The following is a 19,798-nucleotide window of genomic DNA, read 5'->3' on the forward strand; positions in this document are numbered from 1 at the left end:
AATGGGCCGACTGCGGTCGTCGGCAGTCGGGTCGGAGAAACGTCGGCCCTTCCGCGAAGGCCTCGCCGGGCAGCCGGACTCGCGCGACCGGATCCGGCTCCTGCCGCGAACGACCGCGAGGGGCACGACTTCTGCGTTGACGACCGGGGAAGCGGGGCGGGCCGCCCAGCGGGGCGGTCGTGCGCGGCGGATGCATCCTCGGCACCGCCGGCCTGCCGTGAACGGCCCGTCCTCGCCGAAGCACTCCTGCTACAGGACGAGGACCTGGGGCGCTGCCTCAGCCGTGGTGATGAGGCTGCGCACCAGGTCCATGTCCCGGAGCCGGCGCGGATGACGGGTGCGCGGACTCCGGATGCTCACTGCCGGGGGTGTCGAAGGGCAGGTCGAAGGTGACGTCCTGAGGCATGTGTTTCCTTTCGGGCGACAGTGCGCAGAGTCCCCCCGTCCCTGCGAACGGGCGGCCTGTCAGCCACCCGTGCACTCGAACTGGCCTTCGTGGCTCGAAAGTTGAGCCGTGAAGCGCTACGAGGCTGCCCAGAGCGTAAATGATCTACGCGTGACCTGGCCGTGACGTGTGTTACTGCTCATGCCTCCTGAGCTGAGTACACTCGCGCGCCCCCGACGTATGTGTACGCGACGCGTGTGTCCGCGATGCGCTCGGGGGGCCCGGTGAACGGGTCGCGGTCCAGGACCACCAGATCCGCGAGCGCGCCGACGGCCACCCGCCCGGTGTCGTCGAGGTGGTTCACGTACGCCGAACCGGCCGTGTACGCCCTGATCGCCGCCGCGAGTCCCAGCCGTTCCTCCGGCAGGAACACCGGCGCGTCGCCGTCCGGTTCGACCCGGTTCACCGCGACATGGATGCCCTGGAGCGGGTCGGGGCTGCTCACCGGCCAGTCGCTGCCTGCCGCGAGCCGTGCCCCGGACCGCAGCAGCGCCCCGAACGGGTACTGCCACCCGGCTCGTTCGGACCCCAGGAAGGGGATCGTCAGCTCGTCCATCTGCGGCTCGTGCGCGGCCCACAGCGGCTGGATGTTGGCGGTGGCGCCGAGCCGGGCGAAACGCGGTACGTCGGCGGGGTGCACGACCTGGAGATGCGCCAGGTGGGGCCGCGTGTCACTTCTCCCGTTGGCCGCCCGTGCCGCCTCGACCGCGTCCAGCGCGTCCCGTACGGCCCGGTCGCCGAGGGCGTGGAAGTGGCACTGGAAGCCGAGCGCATCCAACTCGGCGACATAGGCCGGAAGTTGCCCTGGATCGATGAAGCTCTTGCCCCGATTGCGCGTCGCGCAGCCGCACCGGTCCAGATAGGGGTCGAGCAGCGCCGCGGTGCCGTTCTCGGCGACGCCGTCCAGCATCAGCTTCACCGTGCCCGCCCGGAACCGGCCGTGGCTCAACGCCGCCCGCTTCTCGACGAGTTCGGGGATCTGCTCGGCCCCGCGCTCCCGGTCCCACCACAGCGCGCCGACCACCCGCGCGGTCAGCGAACCGTCCCGGGCCGCCGCCAGATACGCCTGAGACGGGTCGTCCATGCCGAGGAAGTCCCCGATCAGCGCGTCCTGCCAGGCCGTGACGCCGAGCGCGTGCAGATGCCGCTGGGCGTGCAGCAGCGCCGCGAGCCGGTCCGCCGGGCCGGCCGGCGGGGCGAGCCGGCCGACCAGCTGCATCGCCCCCTCCTGGAGCGTGCCGCTCGGCGCACCGGAGGCGTCACGCTCGATCCGCCCGTCGGCCGGGTCGGGCGTGTCGCGGCCGATCCCGGCCAGCTCCAGCGCCCGGCTGTTGACCCACGCCCCGTGATGGTCCCGGTTGGGCAGGTACACCGGCCGGTCCGGTACGACGGCGTCCAGCAGCTCCTTCGTCGGCGTGCCGCCCTCGAACGCCTCCATGGACCAGCCGCCGCCCAGGATCCACGCCCGCTCCGGATGCGCCCCGGCGTAGACGCGTACGGCGGCCACGGTCTCCTCGGCGGTCCGCAGCCCGGTCAGATCGCACTGGGCCAGTTCGAGGCCGGCCGGGACCGGATGGACGTGCGCGTCCTGGAACCCGGGCAGCAGCAGCCGCCCGGCGAGGTCGACCACCTCGGTGCGCGGCCCGGCGAGCTCCCGCAGCTCCCCGGCGGGTCCGACGGCGGTGATGCGCTCACCGGTGACGGCGACGGCAGTGGCCGTGGCACCCTCGGGGGTGAGGACGGGGCCACCGGTGAAGAGCAGATCTGCGTGCATGTTTCCTGTTCCTAGCGGGGGGTCGTGAGCAGCTGGGGTGCGTCGGCGTCCGTGCCCTCGCCGGTGCGGAAGTACGGCGACCTGCGCACGTACTTCGCCCACCCGGCCGCGACGAATCCGGACACGATCATCGCCAGCGGGGTGGCCAGCAGGAACCACCCGTTGTCCGCGCTGACCTCGAAGTGGTCGGCGGAGGTGTAGAAGGACCAGCCGAGGTAGCCGCCGAGACCCAGCAGGGCGAGCGCGCTGAGCGCCGGAAGGACCACGGCCCGCACCCCCTGCCGCCAGTCCTCGCGCAGCAGGGAGCGGAAGCGCGCGGCGGCGGCGAGCGCGGTCAGCGCGTACGACAGGGCGACGACGATGCCGACGGCGTTCACCGTCGCCATGATCATGTCGGCGAGCCGCGGGATCACCAGGGCGAGCCCGGCGACCGCCGCGGCCAGCGCGCCGATCAGCAGCGTGCCGGCCACCGGAGTGCCGTACCGGGTGCTGACCCTGGACCACACCGGCCCGAGGGTACGGTCCCGGCTCATCGCGAACATGCCGCGGGCCGTCGGGATCACCCCGGCCTGGAGCGAGGCCACCGCCGAGAACATCAGGGCCACCAGCGGCAGCGCGGCCCACGGCTGCGCGGCCAGCCGGTCGCCGAAGAACGCCAGCCCCTCGGCCCCGTGTCCGGCCAGCTCCTTCTCCGACAGCACCCGCTGGAAGGCCACCGAGCCGAGCACGAACAGGCCCAGCATGGTCACCAGGGTGATCAGCCCGGCCCGGGAGGCGTCCCGGGGGTCGCGGACCTCCTCGTTCACGCTGAACGCGGCCTCGAAACCCCAGTAGCAGAACACCGAAAGGAGCAGGCCCTGGGCGAGAGCGGTGGCCGACGGGATCGCGAACGGGTCGAACCAGCTCAGGCTGAAGGGGTGTGGTCCTTTGACGATGCCGTAGCCGCAGAACCCGAGCAGGACCACGTACTCGAAGACCAGCAGCCCGGTCTGCAGGCGGGCTGCGGTGCGGATGCCGGTCACGGCGGTGAGGGTGACGGCGACCAGGGCCACGATCCCGAGGGCAGTGGTCTGCGCCGTCGAACCAGGGTCCAGGGCGAGCCCGCCGACGCGGTGCACTCCGGCCTCGCCGGCCAGTTGGAGGAGGGCCGAGCCGGTGACCGCCGTGGTGTACGCGAGGAAGGCCACCGTCGCCACGATGTTCACCCAGCCGACCATGAAGCCGAGCCACGGATTGAGCGAACGGCCCACCCACACATAGCCGTTGCCCGCGTTCGGCTCCACCCGGTTCAGCCGGGAGTAGGCGCCCGCGATGCCGAGGACCGGCAGGAACGCCAGCAGCATGATGGCCGGCAGATGCAGCCCGACCACCCCGGCCGTCACCCCCAGGCCGATGCCGATGCTGGTCGTGGCGGCCGTACTGGACGCGGCGACCGCGACGCCGTCGAGGACGCCGAGGGATCTGCGCAACTCAGGGGGGTCCGCTGTGTAGGGCTGGTCGGTCATGGCCGGCACACTCCGCTCGCACCTGGGGGCCGGACTGGTCGGCCCCGGTGACGGGACATGAAACTGCCGGTGCCCTTCACAGGTCAACGGTGTTGTCATAAGGTGCCCGCACGTCCTGAGGAGGTCCGTTGAGTGAACGTGTCGTCCCGGCCGCCGCCCGGCAGCGCCGGCGCCCCACCAAACACGGCGTGGTCCTCTCCGAGGCCCTGATCGTGGAGACCGCACTGCGGCTGATCGAGGAGCACGGCGCCGACGCCCTGTCCGTGCGCCGCCTCGGCCGCGCCCTGGGCGCCGATCCCAGCTCCCTCTACCGCTACTTCCGGCACACCGACGACCTGATGCTCGCCATCGCCGACGAGCTGATCGGCCGTACCCTGCGCGTCTGGCGGCCCACCGGCGCCTGGCGCGCCGACCTGCGCGACCTCGGCCTGCGGATGCACGCCGGCGCCCTCGCCCACCCCCGGGCGGCGGTGCTCAGCGCCCACCGGGTGACCGGGCGGACGTACGAGATCCAGGCCGTCGAGACCATCCTCGGGATACTCCGCGACGCCGGCTTCCCGGACGCCGAGGCGGTCCGCGTCTACCACGCCTTCGTCGACCAGGCCCTCGCGTACGGCGCCCTCGACTCCGCCAACACCGCCCTGCCGCGGTCCGCCCGGGACGCCGAGGCGGACGTGTGGCGGGCGATCTACGCCCGGCTGCCGGCCGCCGGCCACCCGAACATCGCGGCCACCGCCGGCCATCTCGTGGCCTCGATGGGGGGCAGCTCCTATCCGGCCGCCCTGGACCTGCTGCTGACGGCGGCCGAGGCCCGGCTGGCCCAACTGGGCACCGGTAAGCGGCTGGTGGGCGACTGAATCGGCTGATCGGGGACAGACGTGTGCCGGGAGAACCTGCCGAGGGAGGAAACATGGCACTGGTGACCGCGGCAGTCGTGGTGCTCGACTGCGCAGAACCCGAGAAGCTCGCCGAGTTCTACCGGGAGCTCCTGGACGGCGAGGACGGCGAGGCCTCGGCCAACCTGGTCGAGATCCGGGCCGCCGGCGGCTTCCGGATCGCCTTCCGGCGCGACGTCAACGCGACCCCGCCGAGCTGGCCGCGGCCCGAGAACTCGCTCCAGGCCCATCTCGACTTCCTGGTCGAGGACCTCGACGAGGCCGAGCGCCGGGTGGTCGGCCTCGGCGGGCGGCCGATCGAGACGAAGGACCCGGCCGGGCCGTACGAGGAACGCGGGTACGCCGACCCGGCCGGACACTCCTTCACCCTGCGCCTGGTGCCGCCCTCGGCGCCCAAGCAGGGCTGAGACCGCTCAGTCCCGGCCGCCCTTGCCGGCCGTCGGCCACACCCCGGTGGAGCGCTCTATGGCCGTCGCGCCGGTGCGGTCCACGGCGCTGCGCACCACCGCGAAGACCGCGCCCTGGACCGCCGCGGCCAGCAGCACCTCGCCCCAGCCGCGGTTTTGGTCCAGGGCGTCCGGCGCGTCCTCCTCGCCGCGCAGCGCCTTCCAGGTGCGGCGGAAGGCCAGCGCCCCCAGCGCCCCGCCGGCCCAGCTCAGTACGAACCCGACGGGTGCGTAGACGAGCGGGAGCTTCAGCTTCTTCCTGCCCTTGGCCATGCCTGCCTCCGCGTTCTCAGGGCCGCCCCGCGACCGCGACCTCCTCGGCCGCCCGCACCGGGCCGGGCGGCGTTCCGTCCCCGAAGGGCCGGCCGCCGAGCTCCTCCCGGTGATGGGGCGTCAGCCACCCGGCGAGATCCGGGCCGAGGGGCACGATACGGGTCGGGTTGATCCCGGTGTGGACCTGGTAGTAGTGGCGCTTGATGTGGTCGAAGTCGACGGTGTCACCGAATCCCGGCGTCTGGTAGAGGTCCCTGGCGTACGCCCACAGCACCGGGTTCTCCGTGAGCTTGAAGCGGTTGCACTTGAAGTGGCCGTGGTAGACGGCGTCGAACCGCACCAGCGTGGTGAACAGCCGGATGTCGGCCTCGGTGATCGTGTCCCCGACCAGGTAGCGCCGGCCGGCCAGCCGCTCCGCGAGCAGCTCCAGCCGCCGGAACACGCCGGCGCACGCCTCCTCGTACTTCTTCTGCTCGTGCGCGAACCCGGCGCGGTAGACCCCGTTGTTGACGTCCTCGTACACCCCCGCCATCACCGCGTCGATCTCGTCCCGGTGCCGTGCCGGGTAGAGGTCCGGCGCGCCGTCCCGATGCAGTGCCGTCCACTCGGTGGCCAGGTCCAGGGTCAGTTGCTGGTAGTCGTTGGTGACCAGCTGCCCGCTCGGCACGTCCACGACGGCCGGCACGCTCACCCCGCCCGGGTAGCCGGTCTCCCGCCGGTCGTAGGCCTCGCTGAGGTACCGGATGCCGAGCACCGGGTCACGGCCGCCGGGGTCGAGGGTGAAGCGCCAGCTGCGGTCGTCCTGGATCGGGTCGGTGACGGCGAGCGAGAGGGCGTCCTCCAGGCCGAGCAGCCGCCGGGAGATCACCGCCCGGCTCGCCCACGGGCAGGCGCGGCTGGCCACCAGCCGGTAGCGTCCGGCCGCCACCGGCCAGCCGTCCCGTCCGTCCGCGGTGATCCGGTCCGTGAAGTGACTGGGGGACCGGCTGAATGCCTTGTGTCCCAGCGCGCTGTTGCCGTCGCCGCTGCTCATGCGTCCTCCTTGCCCGGGGGCCGCCCTACCGTCGACGGGGAGCCCTGAGGGAATGCGTTCCCCTATTTCCGCCTCTCGCACGGAGTGATCAGCCCGCGTCGGGGCAGTCGGCGGTGGTGAGCAGGACGCCGTCGCAGAAGCATGTGGACCAGGAGCACCCGGAGCAGGAGCGTTCGGAGGAGGCGCGTCGGGACGAGGCGAGTTCGGAGGAGGCGCGTCGGGAGGAGGCGAGTTCGGCGCTGCCGAAGGCCGACCGCCGGACCCGCGTGACCGTCTTCGTGGCGCTCGCCGCCAATCTGGTGATCGCGGTCGCCAAGGCCGTCGGCGGAGTCGTCGCCGGCTCGCCCGCGCTGCTGTCGGAGGCCGCGCACTCCGTCGCCGACAGCCTGAACGAGGTGTTCCTGCTGGCCGCCCTGCGCCGCAGCCGCCGCCCGCCCGACGCCCGGCACCCCTTCGGCTACGGCAAGGAGCGCTTTTTCTGGGCGCTGCTCGCGGCCGTCGGGATCTTCGTCATGGGCGGCTGCTTCTCCGTCTTCCAGGGGGTCGAGGCGCTGCGCAACGGCGCGGACGAAAAGCTCAGCGGCTATGTGGCGGGACTGATCGTGCTGGGCGTCGCCCTGCTCGCCGAGGGCGCGTCCCTGATCCGGGCGCTGCACCAGGCCCGCCGGGAGGACCGGGGGCTGCGGGATCCGGCGCTGCGCACGGTGATCGCCGAGGACGGCACCGCGGTGCTCGGCGTCTGCCTCGCGATCGTCGGCATGGTCCTGCACATGGTCACCGGCCAGGTCGCCTGGGAGGCGTCGGCCTCACTGGCAATCGGTGTCCTGCTGGTGTTCGTCGCCTACCGGCTGGGGGCCGACGCCCGTGCCCAGCTGATCGGGGAGGCCGCGGATCCGGAGCTCAGCGGCAGGATCCGGGAGCAGCTGGAGGCCCAGCCCGAGATCGACAGCGTGGAGGCGCTCTTCACGATGCGGATGGGCCTCGAATCGACCCTGGTCGCGGCCCGGGTCGACCTGGTGCCCGGACTCGACAGCGAGGACGTCGAGGAGGTCCTGGTGCGCATCAAAGGGGCGCTCGCCGAGACGTTCCACGAGGCCGATCAGATCTTCCTGGACGTGACCGACCGCTCCGCGCGGGAGGCACGGGAAAGCCCCGCCGCGACGGGGGAACGCGGCGGGGCCTGACATTCGGCTGCCCGGCCCGAAGCCGGTTCATGCCTCCCGGAAACAGATTTTTCTAAATTCCGCCGGTCCCCGGCCGGAATGGATTCCCGGAATCGTCAGTTCCCTCTACTTCGGTCGAGGCTGCTTCGGCTCCGGTTACGTCGGTTCCGGTTACGTCGGTTCCGGTTACTTCGGTTCCAGCACGAACACCGGGATCTCCCGGCTGGTCTTCTCCTGGTACTCGGCGTACGGCGGGTACGCCGCGACGGCCCGCTCCCACCACTCGGCCTTCTCCGCACCGGTGACCTCGCGAGCGGTCATGTCCTGCTTGACCGGCCCGTCCTGGAGCTCGACGACCGGGTGCGACTTGATGTTGAAGTACCAGACCGGATGCTTGGGCGCCCCGCCCTGCGAGGCGACCACGGCGTACCTGCCGTCGTGCTCCACCCGCATCAGCGGCGTCTTGCGGATCTTCCCGCTCTTCGCACCCAGGGTGGTGAGCAGGATGACGGGCATCCCCGTGTCCATCAGGGTCGTGCCCTCCTTCCCGCCCGAGCTCTCGTACAACTCGACCTGCTCGCGCACCCACGCGGTCGGGCTGGGCTCGTACTCGCCCTCAAGAGGCATGAGGTCCGTCCCCTCGTCGTTTCCATCACTGACGTGTCGATTCAACACTCGAAGTGCCCGGGATCATCCGTACGACACCGGTCCTGCGACGGGATCCCGCCCGCACCGCGCGTGCCCGCGCCGTCAGCCCGGCGACAGCACCATCCGGGCCGCCAGCCCCAGCATCACGCAGCTCGACAGCAGCGCCGTGACCAGGCGGCCCCGGTGGCCGGTCAGGCCGCGGCCGAGGAGCGCGCCGCCGCCCGCCAGCAGGAGCTGCCAGCTCGCGGACGCGGCGAAGGCCGCGAGGACGAAGACACCCTGCTCCAGCGGCCGTACCGCCTCGGCGGAACGCGTGCCGACCACCAGGGCGGCGAAGTAGATCACCGTCGTGGGGTTGAGCAGCGTGATCCCGAGGAGGCCGAGATACGCCCGTCCGGGGCCGGGTACCGGCCGCTCGGCCCGGGTCGCGAGCCGCCGCTCCCGGTATTGGCGCAGCGCGACCACCGCACCGCGCACGGCGAGCGCCACCAGCACCAGGGCCGAGGCCCAGCGCAGCGGCCCCAGCACCGGCAGCAGCGCCGTGGCCAGTGCGGCACCGCCGACCGCGGCGAGCAGGGCGTACAGGCCGTCGGCGCTCGCCACGCCGAGCGCGGCGCAGGCGCCGGTCCGCAGTGACGTGCGAGCCGTGAGGGACACTAGATATGTGCCGACCGCGCCGACCGGGACGGCGATCCCGTACCCGGCGAGCAGGCCGGCGACGAGCGCGGCCGTCACGCGCGTGCGGGCTCGGGCCTCCAGGGACGCCCCGGCTGCTGCTGGACCCGCACCCGACGGACGGTGGCGGTGGTCAGCGGCACGAAGGCGTCAGGAGAGTTCATGCGCAGATCCTGGGGCCCGCGTCGCCGCACCGGCAAGTGAATTTCGGCGCGGAATCGTCCCCCGGCCGGACGCGGTTCGGCCAGATCACACGATGCGGCGATCTGGCCGAACTTCCGGTCGCCCCATAGGTGCCCCGAGCATCTAATGAAGATCGGCACGACGTACGACACTCGTCTGCGAGGTCTTCCATGAACGAACCGACGGACCTGACGGAACCCATCCCTCCCGCCGGCCAGGCCGACCCCGTGGCCTGGCCACAGGACCGCACGTGCCCCTACCACCCGCCCACCGGCTACGACCCGCTGCGGGACGGAACCCCGCTGTCCCGTATCCGTCTCTACGACGGCCGTACCGCCTGGGCCGTCACCGGCCACGGCGCGGCCCGGGCGCTGCTCTCCGACCCCCGGCTCTCCAGCGACCGCCGGCGGGAGGACTTCCCGATGCCGCACGCCCGGTTCGCGGTGGCCCGGGAGCGCCGCCAGGTCGCCCTGCTCGGCCTCGACGACCCCGAGCACCAGACCCAGCGCCGCATGCTGATCCCGGACTTCACCCTCAAACGAGCGACCGGGATGCGGCCCGCCATCCAGCGGATCGTCGACGAACTGCTCGACACGATGATCGCCTCGGGACCACCCGCCGACCTGGTGAGCTCCTTCGCGCTGCCGGTGCCGTCCATGGTCATCTGCGACCTGCTCGGTGTGCCGTACGCCGACCACGAGTTCTTCGAGGCGCAGTCCCGGCGGCTGCTGCGCGGCCCGGCGCCCGCCGACTCGCTGGACGCGCGCGAGCAGCTGGAGACCTATCTGGGCGACCTGGCCGACCGCAAGAGCCGGGACGAGGTGCCCGGCGACGGCGTCCTCGACGACCTCGTCCACCAGCGGCTGCGGGACGGCGCCCTGGACCGCGCCGAAGTCGTCTCGCTGGCCCTCATCCTGCTGGTCGCCGGGCACGAGACCACCGCCAACATGATCTCGCTCGGCACCTTCACCCTGCTCCAGCAGCCCGAGCGGCTCGCCGAGCTGCGCGCCGACCCCGCGCTGGTGCCGGCCGCCGTCGAGGAACTGATGCGGATGCTGTCCATCGCCGACGGGCTGCTGCGCGTCGCCCGGGAGGACATCGAGGTGGACGGCACCACCATCCGCGAGGGCGACGGGGTGCTCTTCGCGACCTCGGTCATCAACCGCGACGAGTCCGTGTACGACGACCCCGACACCCTCGACTGGCACCGCCCGACCCGCCACCACGTGGCCTTCGGCTTCGGCATCCACCAGTGCCTGGGCCAGAACCTGGCCCGTACCGAGCTGGAGATCGCCCTGCGCACGCTGTGGGAGCGGCTTCCGGACCTGCGGCTCGCCGCACCGCCGGAGGAGATTCCCTTCAAACCCGGCGACACGATCCAGGGGATGCTGGAACTCCCCGTGACCTGGTAAGAGGCTCCTGCCATGCACATCGAGATCGACAGCGACGTCTGTATCGGCGCGGGCCAGTGCGCCCTGACCGCCCCGAACGTCTTCACCCAGGACGACGACGGCTTCAGCGCCCTGCTTCCGGGCATGGAGGACGGCGGCGGCGACCCGCTGGTCCGGGAGGCGGCCCGGGCGTGCCCGGTGCACGCCATCACGGTCGAGGAACCGACGGGTTAGGCAGCCGTCGGCACATCGAGCACCGCCAGCTCCAGCCCGCGCAGCCGCACCGGGTCGGCGACGACCTCGTACGCCGCCACCCGGTCGCCCTCCACGGTGACCCGCAGGACGTACCGCAGCCGTCCGCGCGGAGCGACCACGAGGCCGACCCGCCCGTCGACCAGGGCCGGTACGGCGAACCGGGCCCGCTCGCGCAGCAGCACCGTGCCCTCCGCGACCGCCCGCGCGCCCCGCAGCTCCGTCGCCATGCCCGGCGGCAGGATCGCGGGGTCGGCGTGCCGGACCACGTCAGGGGCGAGCAGGCCGAGCAGCGCGCCCAGGTCACCGCCCCGGGCGGCGGCCAGGAACGCCTCCACGACCCCACGGTGCCGGTCCTGCTCGGCGGCCGGCAGCGCGGGCGTGCCCCGGACCTTGTGCCGGGCCCGGCTGGCGAGCTTCTTCGCGGCCGGCAGCGAGCGGTCGGTGATCGCCGCGATCCGCTCGAACGGCACTCCGAACAGATCGTGCAGCACGAACGCCACCCGCTCGGCCGGGCTCAGTATCTCCAGGACCACCAGCAGGGCGAGCCCCACCGACTCGGCCAGCACGGCCTCCTCCTCGGGGCCGCCGCCGGCCGCGTGCTCCGGGAGGTCCTCGCCGTACGGCTCCTCGCGGTGGGCGGCGCGGGCGCGCAGCAGGTCCAGGCAGATGCGGGAGACCACCGTCGTCAGCCAGGCGGTGAGGTTGCCGATGTCGGCGCCGCCCGCGCGGCTCAGCCGCAGCCAGGCCTCCTGGACCACGTCCTCGGCGTCCCCGGCCGAGCCCAGCATGCGGTACGCGATCGCCCGCAGCCGCCCGCGTCGCACCTCGAACTCCGCCGCCAGCTCGTCGTGCCGGTCCATGGGGTCACCTTTCCGTTCCGCACTCCGTCACCCCGTCGACGTATCCGGACCGACCGAGGTGACCACCGCATGCTGCTGCACATCGACTCCAGCGCCGACGCGACCGCCGACTCCGTGACCAGGCGCCTCACCGCGGACTTCGCCCGCGCCTGGCGCGCCGGGCATCCGGCGGGGGAGTACCGCCACCGCGACCTGACCGCCACGCCGGTGCCCCCGCTCGGCGGTGCCTACACCACCCTGGGCCGCCGGGTGGAGCGCGAGGGCTTCGTGCCGCCCGCCAAGGTGCCCGCGCTGATCGAGAGCCCGGCCGAGGCCCGCGAGTGGGAACTGACCCTGCCCCTGATCACCGAGCTGGCCGCGGCGGACACGGTGCTGCTCGGCGTCCCCATGTACAACTTCGCGGTGCCGGCGGCCCTGAAGGCGTGGATCGACCGGGTGACCTTTCCCGGTGCCTTCGTTCATCCCGACACAGGCGAGAGCCTGCTGTCCGGGACGCGGGTGGTGGCCGTCCTGGCGCGCGGCGGGGCCTACGGCCCGGACACCGGCCGGACGGCCTTCGATTTCCAGACCCCGTACCTGAGAGCCTGGACGGGCCGGCTGGGCGTCCGGCCCGAGCACCTCCACCCGGTCGCCGCCGAGCTGACCCGCGTCGACGTGCTGCCGATCCTGGCCGGCCAGGAGGAAGCGGCCGCCGCCTCCCTCACCGAGGCCCGCGCCACCCTCGCCCGGCTCGCCGCCGTGCGCTGACCTCACCCGGCGCGCAGCAGCACCCGGGCCGCCGTGCGGGCCTCCGCCGCGGGCTCCGCGCTCCCGGTGACGCCCGCGGTGACCATCGCCCCCTCGGCGAGCAGGAACAGCGGCCCGGTGAGCGCGGCGTCCAGCCCGGCGTCGGCCACCAGCTCCGCGAGGTAGTCACGGAACGCCCGCTTGTGGCCCCGCACCTGGGCCACCACGCCGGGCGAGGTGGCGCCGAGCTCGCCGTACGCGTTGATCCAGGCGCACCCCCGGAAGTCCGCCTCCCCGAACCACCCCTCCAGCCAGTCGAAGACCGCGAGCAGCCGCTCCCGGGGGTCCTCGTGCCGCCGGACGTGTTCGGCGAGCCGCTGCCGCCAGCGCACGTCCCGCCGCTCCAGATAGGCCTCCACGAGCTGGTCCTTCGCGGGGAAGAGCTGGTAGAGCCGTTTGAGGGAGACCCCGGAGGCGCCGCGTATGTCGTCCATCCCGACGGACTGCACCCCGCGCCCGTAGAACAGCCGCTCGGCGGCGTCCAGAGCCTGCTCACGCGCGACCGCGCTGTCCATGGGCCACTCCTTGACGAGAGAACGTGCGTTCTCCTACGGTAGCAGCGACCCGGAGAACGCACGTTCTCCCATCGATCAGGAGGAGACCATGGCCGACCGACCGCCCCTGCCGCCCTTCACCCGCGAGACCGCCGTCAAGAAGGTCCAGGCCGCCGAGGACGCCTGGAACACCCGCGATCCCGAGCGGGTGGCGCTCGCCTACTCCGAGGACTCGGTCTGGCGCAACCGCGGCACCTTCGTCACCGGCCGCGCGGCGATCGTCGAGTTCCTCACCGCGAAATGGGACCGCGAACTCGACTACGCGCTCCGCAAGGACCTGTGGGCCTTCGACGGCGACCGCATCGCGGTCCGCTTCCAGTACGAGTGCCGTGACGCGGACGGCCAGTGGTGGCGCTCGTACGGCAACGAGCTGTGGGAGTTCGACGGGCACGGACTCATGACCCGGCGCGAGGCCAGCATCAACGACGTCCGGATCGAGGAGCACGAGCGCCGGATCCACGGTCCGCGCCCGGAGTCCGAGCGGGGTCTGTCCTTCCCGCTCCGATAGCGCCCGCATAGGGTTCCCGGATGACCGATGAGCCCCGCAAGCCCTTCCTCTACCTCGTCGTCTGCGCCGCCGGCATCGCCGCGGGTGTCGGCAAGCTGATCACCGCGGCCCAGGAACGCGGCTGGGAGGTCGGGGTCATCGCCACGCCCGTGGCCATGAACGGCTTCTTCGACACCGCGGAGGCGGAGGCGCGCACCGGCCGTCCGATCCGGTCGGCCTGGCGCCGCCCCTCCGATCCGCGTCCCTTCCCCGCGCCGGACGCCGTCGTCGTCGCCCCCGCCACCTTCAACACCGTCAACAAGTGGGCCGCCGGGCTCGCCGACACGCTCGCCGTCGGCACCCTGTGCGAGGCCCTGGGACTCGACGTCCCGATCGCGGTCCTGCCCTGCGTCGCCGGCGCGCTCGCCGCACACCCCGCCTACCAGGAGAGCCTGGCCCGGCTGGGCGCGCTGGGCGTCCGCTTCGGTGACCCCTACGCCGGCGAGCCCGAAGCGGACGGCGGGCGCCCCGAGTTCGCCTGGGGGCAGGCGCTCGACCTGCTGGAGCGGGACTGACGACGTCCGATAACCACCGCCACGACAGGAGGCCGGACGGCCCGCCGACGTACGCTCGCCTGTGTACGACGTGATCTCGACGGTGGGAGACAACGATGGAGTACGTGAAGCTCGGCCGTACCGGTATGGACGTGTCCCGGATCTGCCTCGGCTGCATGACCTACGGCCTGCCCGACCGCGGCACCCACGAGTGGACCCTCGGCGAGGAGGCGACCCGCCCGCTGATCCGGCAGGCGCTGGATGCGGGCATCAACTTCTTCGACACCGCCAACGTCTACTCCGACGGCACCAGCGAGGAGATCGTCGGCAGGGCGCTGCGCGACTTCGCCCGGCGCGACGAGATCGTCCTCGCCACCAAGGTGCACGGCCGGATGCGCCCCGGCCCCAACGGCGGCGGGCTGTCCCGCAAGGCGATCCTCACCGAGATCGACCACAGCCTCGGCCGCCTGGGCACCGACTACGTCGACCTTTACCAGATCCACCGCTACGACCACGCCACGCCCGTCGAGGAGACGATGGAGGCGCTGCACGACGTCGTCAAGGCGGGCAAGGCCCGCTACATCGGGGCGAGTTCGATGTACGCCTGGGAGTTCTCCAAGGCCCAGTACACGGCCGAGCTGGGCGGCTGGACCAAGTTCGTGTCCATGCAGAACCACTACAACCTCCTCTACCGCGAGGAGGAACGCGAGATGCTGCCGCTCTGCGCCGACCAGGGCGTGGGCGTGCTGCCGTGGAGCCCGCTGGCCCGTGGCCGCCTCACCCGCGACTGGGGCACGGTCACCGAGCGCAGTGCGAACGACAACTTCGGCAACCGCCTCTACCAGGAGGGCGACCGCGCGATCGTGGAGGCGGTCACCCGCATCGCCGGCGACCGGGGCGTCCCGCGCGCCCAGGTGGCCCTGTCCTGGCTCCTCCACCAGAACACGGTGACCGCCCCGATCATCGGCGCGTCAAAACCGAACCACCTTAAGGACGCGGTGGCCGCAGTGGAACTCGAGCTCAGCGACAAGGAACTGGAAGAGCTGGAGCAGCCCTACGGCCCCCATCCCATCTCCGGCCACTGAGGCGCGCGCCTGCCTTTTGCTTTCAGGGGCGCGGGGCTGTGTCAATGGGCGGCTCCGCCGCGTGGGCGCGGCCGGCCCCCACCCACCGGCACCCGCATCACCACCGCTCCGTCCCGCACGGACCACCCCCTTCGCTCGCCGGCAAAGGAACCGGTTCCCCTCCCATGGACAACGTCCGGTAGTACCCCCCGATCCGCTCCGCCGACCGCCCCACATAGTGCCCGACGAACGACCGTCGGCTGCGCCCAGCGGAGCGATTGGGCTGTGACCCGTGCACCAGACTCCCGTTGAAGAACAGCACATCCCCCGGCCCCATGTCGACCGGCACCGCCGCGAGCCCCTCCGGCGGTGCCACGTACTCCCGCGCGAACGACAGCTCCGCATCCGACTCCTCCGGGCAGAACAGGTCCATCCGGTGCGTCCCCGGCACCACTTCGAGCCCGCCGTTCTCCCGGTCGATCGCCTCGCAGGCGACCCACGCGGCGACACACGTCCCCGGCTCCACCCGCAGATAGAAGTTGTCCTGATGCAGGGCCTGCCCCCGGGCCCCCGGCGGCTTGAAGTAGAACATGCTCTGTGCGGCCAGCACCTCCTCCCCGAACAGCGCCTCCAGAACCACCCGCAGCCGCGCGTCCAGCAGGAACCGCCGCGCGAGTGCACTGATCTCGTGGGGCTGCATCACCCGCGGATACCGCTGCAGCGGATCCCCCGTCGGCCTCGGCTCGAAGTGCCCCGGCACGACCCGCCCCGCCGTGTGCAGCGCCGCGAACTCCGCGCACAGACGGTCGATCTCGTCGTACCCGAACAACCCCCGTACGACGGTGAACCCGTCCTCCTCGAACTGCCGCAAGACGGTGGTGCCGATGCCCGTCGCTGTCATGCCCGCCCTCCTCGGTCCGGTGCCCTGGACCTGTCACGCTAGGCCGACACACGAGCGGAGAGGATGCCCGTGAGCGCTGCGGAGTTGCCCGGCACTGCTGTCCCTGCCCCGCCGCCGGGCATGGTCGTCACCGGCCGCTACGACGAAGGACCCGGCTACCGGGTCAACCGCCCCGAGGGGTCGAGCAGTTGGCTGCTCACCTGGACCACGGACGGCGGTGGCCTGCTCCGGCAGGGGGCGGTGGAGACCCCCGCGCGCCCCGGCGACCTCGTCGTCCTCGCACCCGGCGTCCCGCACAGCTACGCCGTCGGGCCCGGAGCGCGCCGCTGGCGGTTCTGGTGGACCCACTGCCAGGTCCGCCCGCACTGGACCCCGTGGCTGAGTTCTCGCGCCCTCGGCGACGGCGTGTACGCCGTCGCCGCCCCGGACGGCACCCACGCCCGGATCGAGGCGGCCTTCCACCGGGTGCTCGCCGACTCCCGCTGGACCGGCACCGGCGCGCCGCCCGCCCCGGCAGCCGGCGACGACCCCGTCGCCGTCGCCCACGGCAGCGCCGCACGCGAACTCGCCCTGTGCGCGCTGGAGGAGGTCGTCCTGCTCGCGACCGCCGGCGCGCACCCGGCGCCGCCCGGCCGGGACGCCGGGGACGCGCGGGTGCGCCACGCGGAGGAGCTGATCGCCGCCGACCCGGGCGCCCCGCACACGGTCCGCTCGCTCGCCGGGCGTGTCGCGCTGTCCCCGTCCCGGTTCACCCACCTCTTCACCCAACGGACCGGCGTGCCGCCGATGCGCGCGTTGCGCGAGGCGAGGCTGCGACACGCCGCCCGGCTGCTGGAGAGCACCGACCTGACCGTCGAGCGGGTCGGCGCCGCGTCCGGATTTCCCAGCCCGTTCCACTTCAACCGGGTTTTCCGAGAAAGATACGGTGTCCCGCCCGGCGCCTACCGATCCGGTGAACGTCGGTAATGCGCCCGGTCATTGGTTCACGGGCGCGCCCGGCCGGGCGGATTGTGCAGGTCGGGCCGTGGTCCAATGGTTGGTGTCGATACCGGGGCGGTCGGCCCTGAATCCCCGCGCCAATTGCGATGTCGATACGGAGACAAAGCACGAGCTCGGTCATTGACGTTTCGTCAAATTAGCCCGCCCGCCGGGGAATGCGCAAAACCCCGAGATCTCTTGTTCTGCCCTGCTGGCCTGTGCAAAGGTGTGGCGTGTCGGCATGCGGACAATTAATTTCGACCGCCGCATGCGCGAGGCCGCTCCCCGCGTGCCGAACCCCCCAACAAGCCCATCCGACCTGGACGTCGGCCGGGCCGCATACCGGTCACATACCAGGCGGTATGGGCCGGATCCCGCGTTGCGTCTGGAAGGAATGCAGCCGTGAATGACGCAGGCCTGGGGAATTCCCCTACCCCCGCCCGGCCGTTCGACGTCACCGACGAGCAGCTCAGCGCCGAGCTCAAGCAGTGGACGGGCACCGCACCCGCCCTGCACCCCGTCGGTGAACTGCTCGACCGGCACTGGGAAGCGGCCTTCGCCTACGCCCGTCTGTGCACCGACGGGACGCGCGGCGCGGGAATGCTCACCACCGCCGCATTCACCCGGCTCTTCGGTGAATCCCTCCGACAGGCCGGGCCGACTGCCGCCTGGCGCCCCCAACTCCTTGTCACCGTCCGCCGGATCGCCGCCGAATGGGACAACGACGGCCGCGGCGAACTGCTCCACCCCCAGCTGCGCGCCGGCAAGGGCGAGCGGGCCGCCTCCCGGCTGCTCCCGCCCGCGAACCGCCGGCTGCTCTCCCGCGCCTTCCAGCGGCTCACCCCGTCCTCGCGGACCGTGCTGTGGCACACCGAGGTCGAGTCGGAGCCGCTGACGGCCCCCGCCGCGCTGCTGGGCCTGGACGAGCAGGACGCTGAGGTCGAACTGCGCCGGGCCCGCGAGCGGATGCGCGAGGAGTGCCTCCAGGTGCACCGCGAACTCGCCCACGAGGACGAGTGCCAGCGCTACGTCCGGATGATCGACGTGACCTTCCGGCGCGGCGGGATCGACGTCGACCGGGACCTCCAGCAGCACCTGAACGGCTGCAAGCACTGCCGGTACACCGCCGACCAGCTCCACCAGTTCAACGGCGGGCTCGGCATCGCCCTCGCGGAGGCCGTGCTCGGCTGGGGCGCCCGCGCCTACATGGAGTCCCGGGCCGGACTGGCCGAGCAGCCCGACGAGTTTGCCGCCGTACCCGCCGGAGGGTTCGCCGGCGGCGAGGCCTTCGTGCCACCGGCCGCCCCGGGCAAGGACCTGGTCGTCCACCCCGCCGCCTCCCGCCGTGCCAAGCAGCGGGCCGCCCGCCGGGCCCGGCGCCGCAACCTCACCGTGGCCGTGGGCACCGTGAGCGGTCTGGTCGTGCTCCCGCTGGTGCTGTGGTCGGTGCTCGGCTCCGGCGACGACAGCACCTCGGCCACCGCCAAGCCGTCCGCCACGCCGGCCGGCACCGCCACCTCGGGCCCGTCCTGGATCGGCACCAGCCGGACCACCCAGGGCACCCTGCGCGGCCGGCTGCACAACATCGCCTCCGGCCTGTGCATCGGTGTGGTCGGGAAGAAGGCCGTCAGGGGCGCCGAGACCGAACTCGCCAAGTGCTCCTCCACCGCCAGCCAGCAGTGGACGTACGACGGCGACGGACTGCTGCGCAACGCCGCCGCCCCCGACCTGTGCCTCGACTCGCACCTCGGCTACTCCGTCCAGCTCGCCCCGTGCTCGGCCGCGGCCGGGACCAAGGCCAAGAGCGTCCACTACGACTTCACCCTCCAGGGCGCGCTGGTGCCCCGCTGGGACCAGGACCTGGCCCTCGCCCCGGCAGCCACCGACGGCGGTGGCGCGCTGGTGGTCAAGAACCGGACGGACACCGGCGCACAGCGCTGGGTGATGGACACCTCCCAGCCCGACCTGCAGATGCAGATCGTCAACTGGGACGCCGACACCACCCCGTCCCCGACCGCGTCCGCCACCCCGACCACCAAGGCCGCGAAGCCCGCCACGCCCACGCCCACCCCGTCGGCGTCGAGGACGACCGCGCAGCCGGCGCCGTCGAGCACCCCTGGCTACAACCCGTGCGCCGAGTATCCGGGCTACTGCTACGGATCCGGGGACGGTCAGTACGGCGGCGGCTGGGGCGGCGGCGGTTACGGAGGTGGCTACGGCGGCGGCTACGGCGGCGGGGGCTACGGCTACGGCGGCGGGGGCTACCAGGGGCACTGAGCCGGTGCGGGCTCAGGGGTGCGGCGGCGGGGGCGGCATCGTCGTCAGGTCCGGCGCGCCCTCCGGCCACACCAGCAGCACCGGGCAGGGCGCGTGGTCGACGACGAACCGCGCCGCCTTGCCCAGGCTGTGCGGCCCGAGCCGGGACCGGTCGCCGTCCCGGGCCAGGATCAGCAGGTCGGCGTCGTCGGCGGCGGCCACCACCTCCCGCTCGACCCGGCCGACCCGCTCCAGCCGGGTGCACGGCCGCCCGAGCCGGGCCTCGGCCGCGTCCAGCAGCTCCGCCGCCGACGTCCCGCCGAGCTCCACCAGCCGCTGCTCCGGGTCGGGTTCCGAGCCGGCCCGGCCCAGCAGCCCCGCGAAGGCGCCGTGCGCGAGTCCGGCCACCCCCGGCTCGGCCACGTGCAGCAGCACCACCTCGGACGCGTCCCGCGCATGACCGCGCGCCGCGTCCACACAGGCGGGCCAGGTCCCCTCGACCAGCCAGACGATCACCCGCATGTCCATGGCCTCCCAGCTAGATTCCGTCCAAGCGCTCCGCTGGAACGTGCCGCGATCTGCCGTCGGCCGACCGCGGCGCCGTCGTGGCTGGTCGCGCAGTTCCTCCCCCGGCCTTCGGCCGGGGGTACCCCCAGCGCCCCGTACGGGGC

The 19,798-nt window shown here is 72.8% G+C and carries 21 protein-coding genes; 11 read left to right on the forward strand and 10 right to left on the reverse strand.

What is annotated here, in order from left to right:
• Positions 1-584: 584 nt before the first annotated feature.
• The gene (locus ACFY0P_RS05185) at positions 585-2,219 is read right to left on the reverse strand and encodes an amidohydrolase (RefSeq protein ID WP_388907564.1); all 1,635 of its coding nucleotides are present in this window, start codon (positions 2,217-2,219) and stop codon (positions 585-587) included.
• Positions 2,220-2,230: 11 nt separating this feature from the next.
• A complete protein-coding gene (locus ACFY0P_RS05190; RefSeq protein WP_388907566.1) occupies positions 2,231-3,724 on the reverse strand; it encodes an APC family permease in 1,494 nt (497 codons plus the stop codon).
• A 128-nt stretch (positions 3,725-3,852) separates the two neighbouring features.
• Here ACFY0P_RS05190 and ACFY0P_RS05195 point away from each other — a divergent pair, with 128 nt between their 5' ends.
• Together ACFY0P_RS05195 and ACFY0P_RS05200 are read left to right on the forward strand one after the other, a co-directional pair.
• Positions 3,853-4,581 carry a TetR/AcrR family transcriptional regulator gene (locus ACFY0P_RS05195; RefSeq protein WP_388907568.1) on the forward strand — a complete coding sequence of 243 codons (729 nt, stop codon included), beginning with the start codon at positions 3,853-3,855 and terminating at the stop codon, positions 4,579-4,581.
• A gap of 53 nt (positions 4,582-4,634) precedes the next feature.
• Entirely contained in the window at positions 4,635-5,027 is a 393-nt protein-coding gene (locus tag ACFY0P_RS05200) for a VOC family protein (RefSeq protein WP_388907570.1), read from the forward strand.
• Positions 5,028-5,033: 6 nt separating this feature from the next.
• Here the strand turns inward: ACFY0P_RS05200 and ACFY0P_RS05205 are convergent, their stop codons facing one another.
• Positions 5,034-5,339, reverse strand: coding sequence for a DUF4235 domain-containing protein (locus tag ACFY0P_RS05205; RefSeq protein WP_388907572.1), 306 nt, complete (start codon positions 5,337-5,339; stop codon positions 5,034-5,036).
• A gap of 16 nt (positions 5,340-5,355) precedes the next feature.
• The gene (locus ACFY0P_RS05210) at positions 5,356-6,372 is read right to left on the reverse strand and encodes a glutathione S-transferase family protein (protein ID WP_388907574.1); all 1,017 of its coding nucleotides are present in this window, start codon (positions 6,370-6,372) and stop codon (positions 5,356-5,358) included.
• 239 nt (positions 6,373-6,611) lie between these two features.
• On the opposite strand from ACFY0P_RS05210, the gene ACFY0P_RS05215 reads away from it, so the two are divergent.
• A complete protein-coding gene (locus tag ACFY0P_RS05215; RefSeq protein ID WP_388908811.1) occupies positions 6,612-7,556 on the forward strand; it encodes a cation diffusion facilitator family transporter in 945 nt (314 codons plus the stop codon).
• A 165-nt stretch (positions 7,557-7,721) separates the two neighbouring features.
• On the opposite strand, the gene ACFY0P_RS05220 is transcribed toward ACFY0P_RS05215, so the two are convergent.
• Positions 7,722-8,162, reverse strand: a complete 441-nt coding sequence (locus ACFY0P_RS05220; RefSeq protein WP_388907576.1) for a nitroreductase family deazaflavin-dependent oxidoreductase — start codon at positions 8,160-8,162, stop codon at positions 7,722-7,724.
• Positions 8,163-8,285: 123 nt separating this feature from the next.
• Positions 8,286-8,918, reverse strand: a complete 633-nt coding sequence (locus tag ACFY0P_RS05225) for a LysE family transporter (RefSeq protein WP_388907578.1) — start codon at positions 8,916-8,918, stop codon at positions 8,286-8,288.
• A gap of 293 nt (positions 8,919-9,211) precedes the next feature.
• Between ACFY0P_RS05225 and ACFY0P_RS05230 the strand changes: the two genes are divergently transcribed.
• Both ACFY0P_RS05230 and ACFY0P_RS05235 read left to right on the forward strand, forming a co-directional pair.
• Positions 9,212-10,453: a cytochrome P450 gene (locus tag ACFY0P_RS05230; RefSeq protein WP_388907580.1), complete on the forward strand. Its 1,242-nt coding sequence runs from the start codon at positions 9,212-9,214 to the stop codon at positions 10,451-10,453.
• A gap of 12 nt (positions 10,454-10,465) precedes the next feature.
• Entirely contained in the window at positions 10,466-10,666 is a 201-nt protein-coding gene (locus ACFY0P_RS05235) for a ferredoxin (RefSeq protein WP_388907582.1), read from the forward strand.
• Here the strand turns inward: ACFY0P_RS05235 and ACFY0P_RS05240 are convergent.
• Positions 10,663-11,547 carry a sigma-70 family RNA polymerase sigma factor gene (locus tag ACFY0P_RS05240; RefSeq protein WP_388907584.1) on the reverse strand — a complete coding sequence of 295 codons (885 nt, stop codon included), beginning with the start codon at positions 11,545-11,547 and terminating at the stop codon, positions 10,663-10,665. The two genes, ACFY0P_RS05235 and ACFY0P_RS05240, sit on opposite strands and share 4 nt — an antisense overlap.
• A 69-nt stretch (positions 11,548-11,616) precedes the next feature.
• On the opposite strand from ACFY0P_RS05240, the gene ACFY0P_RS05245 reads away from it, so the two are divergent.
• Entirely contained in the window at positions 11,617-12,294 is a 678-nt protein-coding gene (locus ACFY0P_RS05245; RefSeq protein ID WP_388907586.1) for an FMN-dependent NADH-azoreductase, read from the forward strand.
• A 2-nt stretch (positions 12,295-12,296) separates the two neighbouring features.
• Here the strand turns inward: ACFY0P_RS05245 and ACFY0P_RS05250 are convergent, their stop codons facing one another.
• Entirely contained in the window at positions 12,297-12,848 is a 552-nt protein-coding gene (locus ACFY0P_RS05250) for a TetR/AcrR family transcriptional regulator (RefSeq protein WP_388907588.1), read from the reverse strand.
• A gap of 88 nt (positions 12,849-12,936) precedes the next feature.
• Here ACFY0P_RS05250 and ACFY0P_RS05255 point away from each other — a divergent pair, with 88 nt between their 5' ends.
• The 3 genes from ACFY0P_RS05255 to ACFY0P_RS05265 all read left to right on the forward strand — a co-directional run bounded on the left by ACFY0P_RS05255 (position 12,937) and on the right by ACFY0P_RS05265 (position 15,013).
• Positions 12,937-13,395 carry a DUF1348 family protein gene (locus ACFY0P_RS05255; protein WP_388907590.1) on the forward strand — a complete coding sequence of 153 codons (459 nt, stop codon included), beginning with the start codon at positions 12,937-12,939 and terminating at the stop codon, positions 13,393-13,395.
• 20 nt (positions 13,396-13,415) lie between these two features.
• On the forward strand, positions 13,416-13,949 hold the full coding sequence (locus ACFY0P_RS05260; protein WP_388907592.1) for a flavoprotein: 534 nt from the start codon (positions 13,416-13,418) through the stop codon (positions 13,947-13,949).
• Between the two features lie 95 nt (positions 13,950-14,044).
• Entirely contained in the window at positions 14,045-15,013 is a 969-nt protein-coding gene (locus ACFY0P_RS05265; protein WP_388907594.1) for an aldo/keto reductase, read from the forward strand.
• A 97-nt stretch (positions 15,014-15,110) separates the two neighbouring features.
• Here ACFY0P_RS05265 and ACFY0P_RS05270 read toward each other — a convergent pair whose 3' ends face one another.
• Positions 15,111-15,893, reverse strand: a complete 783-nt coding sequence (locus ACFY0P_RS05270; protein ID WP_388907595.1) for a phytanoyl-CoA dioxygenase family protein — start codon at positions 15,891-15,893, stop codon at positions 15,111-15,113.
• Between the two features lie 63 nt (positions 15,894-15,956).
• On the opposite strand from ACFY0P_RS05270, the gene ACFY0P_RS05275 reads away from it, so the two are divergent.
• Positions 15,957-16,859, forward strand: a complete 903-nt coding sequence (locus tag ACFY0P_RS05275) for a helix-turn-helix domain-containing protein (protein WP_388907596.1) — start codon at positions 15,957-15,959, stop codon at positions 16,857-16,859.
• A 414-nt stretch (positions 16,860-17,273) separates the two neighbouring features.
• On the forward strand, positions 17,274-19,148 hold the full coding sequence (locus ACFY0P_RS05280; RefSeq protein ID WP_388907597.1) for a ricin-type beta-trefoil lectin domain protein: 1,875 nt from the start codon (positions 17,274-17,276) through the stop codon (positions 19,146-19,148).
• Between the two features lie 12 nt (positions 19,149-19,160).
• Here the strand turns inward: ACFY0P_RS05280 and ACFY0P_RS05285 are convergent, their stop codons facing one another.
• Positions 19,161-19,649: a universal stress protein gene (locus tag ACFY0P_RS05285; RefSeq protein ID WP_388908813.1), complete on the reverse strand. Its 489-nt coding sequence runs from the start codon at positions 19,647-19,649 to the stop codon at positions 19,161-19,163.
• Positions 19,650-19,798: the final 149 nt, after the last annotated feature.

Source organism: Streptomyces sp. NPDC001714 (assembly GCF_042892755.1).
GTDB lineage: Bacteria > Actinomycetota > Actinomycetes > Streptomycetales > Streptomycetaceae > Streptomyces.

What these genes read in the sequence shown, in the direction of transcription:
- ACFY0P_RS05210 (WP_388907574.1), bottom strand. Translation starts at nt 6,372, where the DNA reads ATGAGCAGCGGCGACGGCAACAGCGCGCTGGGACACAAGGCATTCAGC.
- ACFY0P_RS05260 (WP_388907592.1), top strand. Translation starts at nt 13,416, where the DNA reads ATGACCGATGAGCCCCGCAAGCCCTTCCTCTACCTCGTCGTCTGCGCC.
- ACFY0P_RS05200 (WP_388907570.1), top strand. Translation starts at nt 4,635, where the DNA reads ATGGCACTGGTGACCGCGGCAGTCGTGGTGCTCGACTGCGCAGAACCC.
- ACFY0P_RS05265 (WP_388907594.1), top strand. Translation starts at nt 14,045, where the DNA reads ATGGAGTACGTGAAGCTCGGCCGTACCGGTATGGACGTGTCCCGGATC.
- ACFY0P_RS05255 (WP_388907590.1), top strand. Translation starts at nt 12,937, where the DNA reads ATGGCCGACCGACCGCCCCTGCCGCCCTTCACCCGCGAGACCGCCGTC.
- ACFY0P_RS05250 (WP_388907588.1), bottom strand. Translation starts at nt 12,848, where the DNA reads ATGGACAGCGCGGTCGCGCGTGAGCAGGCTCTGGACGCCGCCGAGCGG.
- ACFY0P_RS05245 (WP_388907586.1), top strand. Translation starts at nt 11,617, where the DNA reads ATGCTGCTGCACATCGACTCCAGCGCCGACGCGACCGCCGACTCCGTG.
- ACFY0P_RS05220 (WP_388907576.1), bottom strand. Translation starts at nt 8,162, where the DNA reads ATGCCTCTTGAGGGCGAGTACGAGCCCAGCCCGACCGCGTGGGTGCGC.
- ACFY0P_RS05235 (WP_388907582.1), top strand. Translation starts at nt 10,466, where the DNA reads ATGCACATCGAGATCGACAGCGACGTCTGTATCGGCGCGGGCCAGTGC.
- ACFY0P_RS05185 (WP_388907564.1), bottom strand. Translation starts at nt 2,219, where the DNA reads ATGCACGCAGATCTGCTCTTCACCGGTGGCCCCGTCCTCACCCCCGAG.
- ACFY0P_RS05190 (WP_388907566.1), bottom strand. Translation starts at nt 3,724, where the DNA reads ATGACCGACCAGCCCTACACAGCGGACCCCCCTGAGTTGCGCAGATCC.
- ACFY0P_RS05285 (WP_388908813.1), bottom strand. Translation starts at nt 19,649, where the DNA reads ATGCGGGTGATCGTCTGGCTGGTCGAGGGGACCTGGCCCGCCTGTGTG.
- ACFY0P_RS05275 (WP_388907596.1), top strand. Translation starts at nt 15,957, where the DNA reads ATGCCCGTGAGCGCTGCGGAGTTGCCCGGCACTGCTGTCCCTGCCCCG.
- ACFY0P_RS05240 (WP_388907584.1), bottom strand. Translation starts at nt 11,547, where the DNA reads ATGGACCGGCACGACGAGCTGGCGGCGGAGTTCGAGGTGCGACGCGGG.
- ACFY0P_RS05205 (WP_388907572.1), bottom strand. Translation starts at nt 5,339, where the DNA reads ATGGCCAAGGGCAGGAAGAAGCTGAAGCTCCCGCTCGTCTACGCACCC.
- ACFY0P_RS05270 (WP_388907595.1), bottom strand. Translation starts at nt 15,893, where the DNA reads ATGACAGCGACGGGCATCGGCACCACCGTCTTGCGGCAGTTCGAGGAG.
- ACFY0P_RS05230 (WP_388907580.1), top strand. Translation starts at nt 9,212, where the DNA reads ATGAACGAACCGACGGACCTGACGGAACCCATCCCTCCCGCCGGCCAG.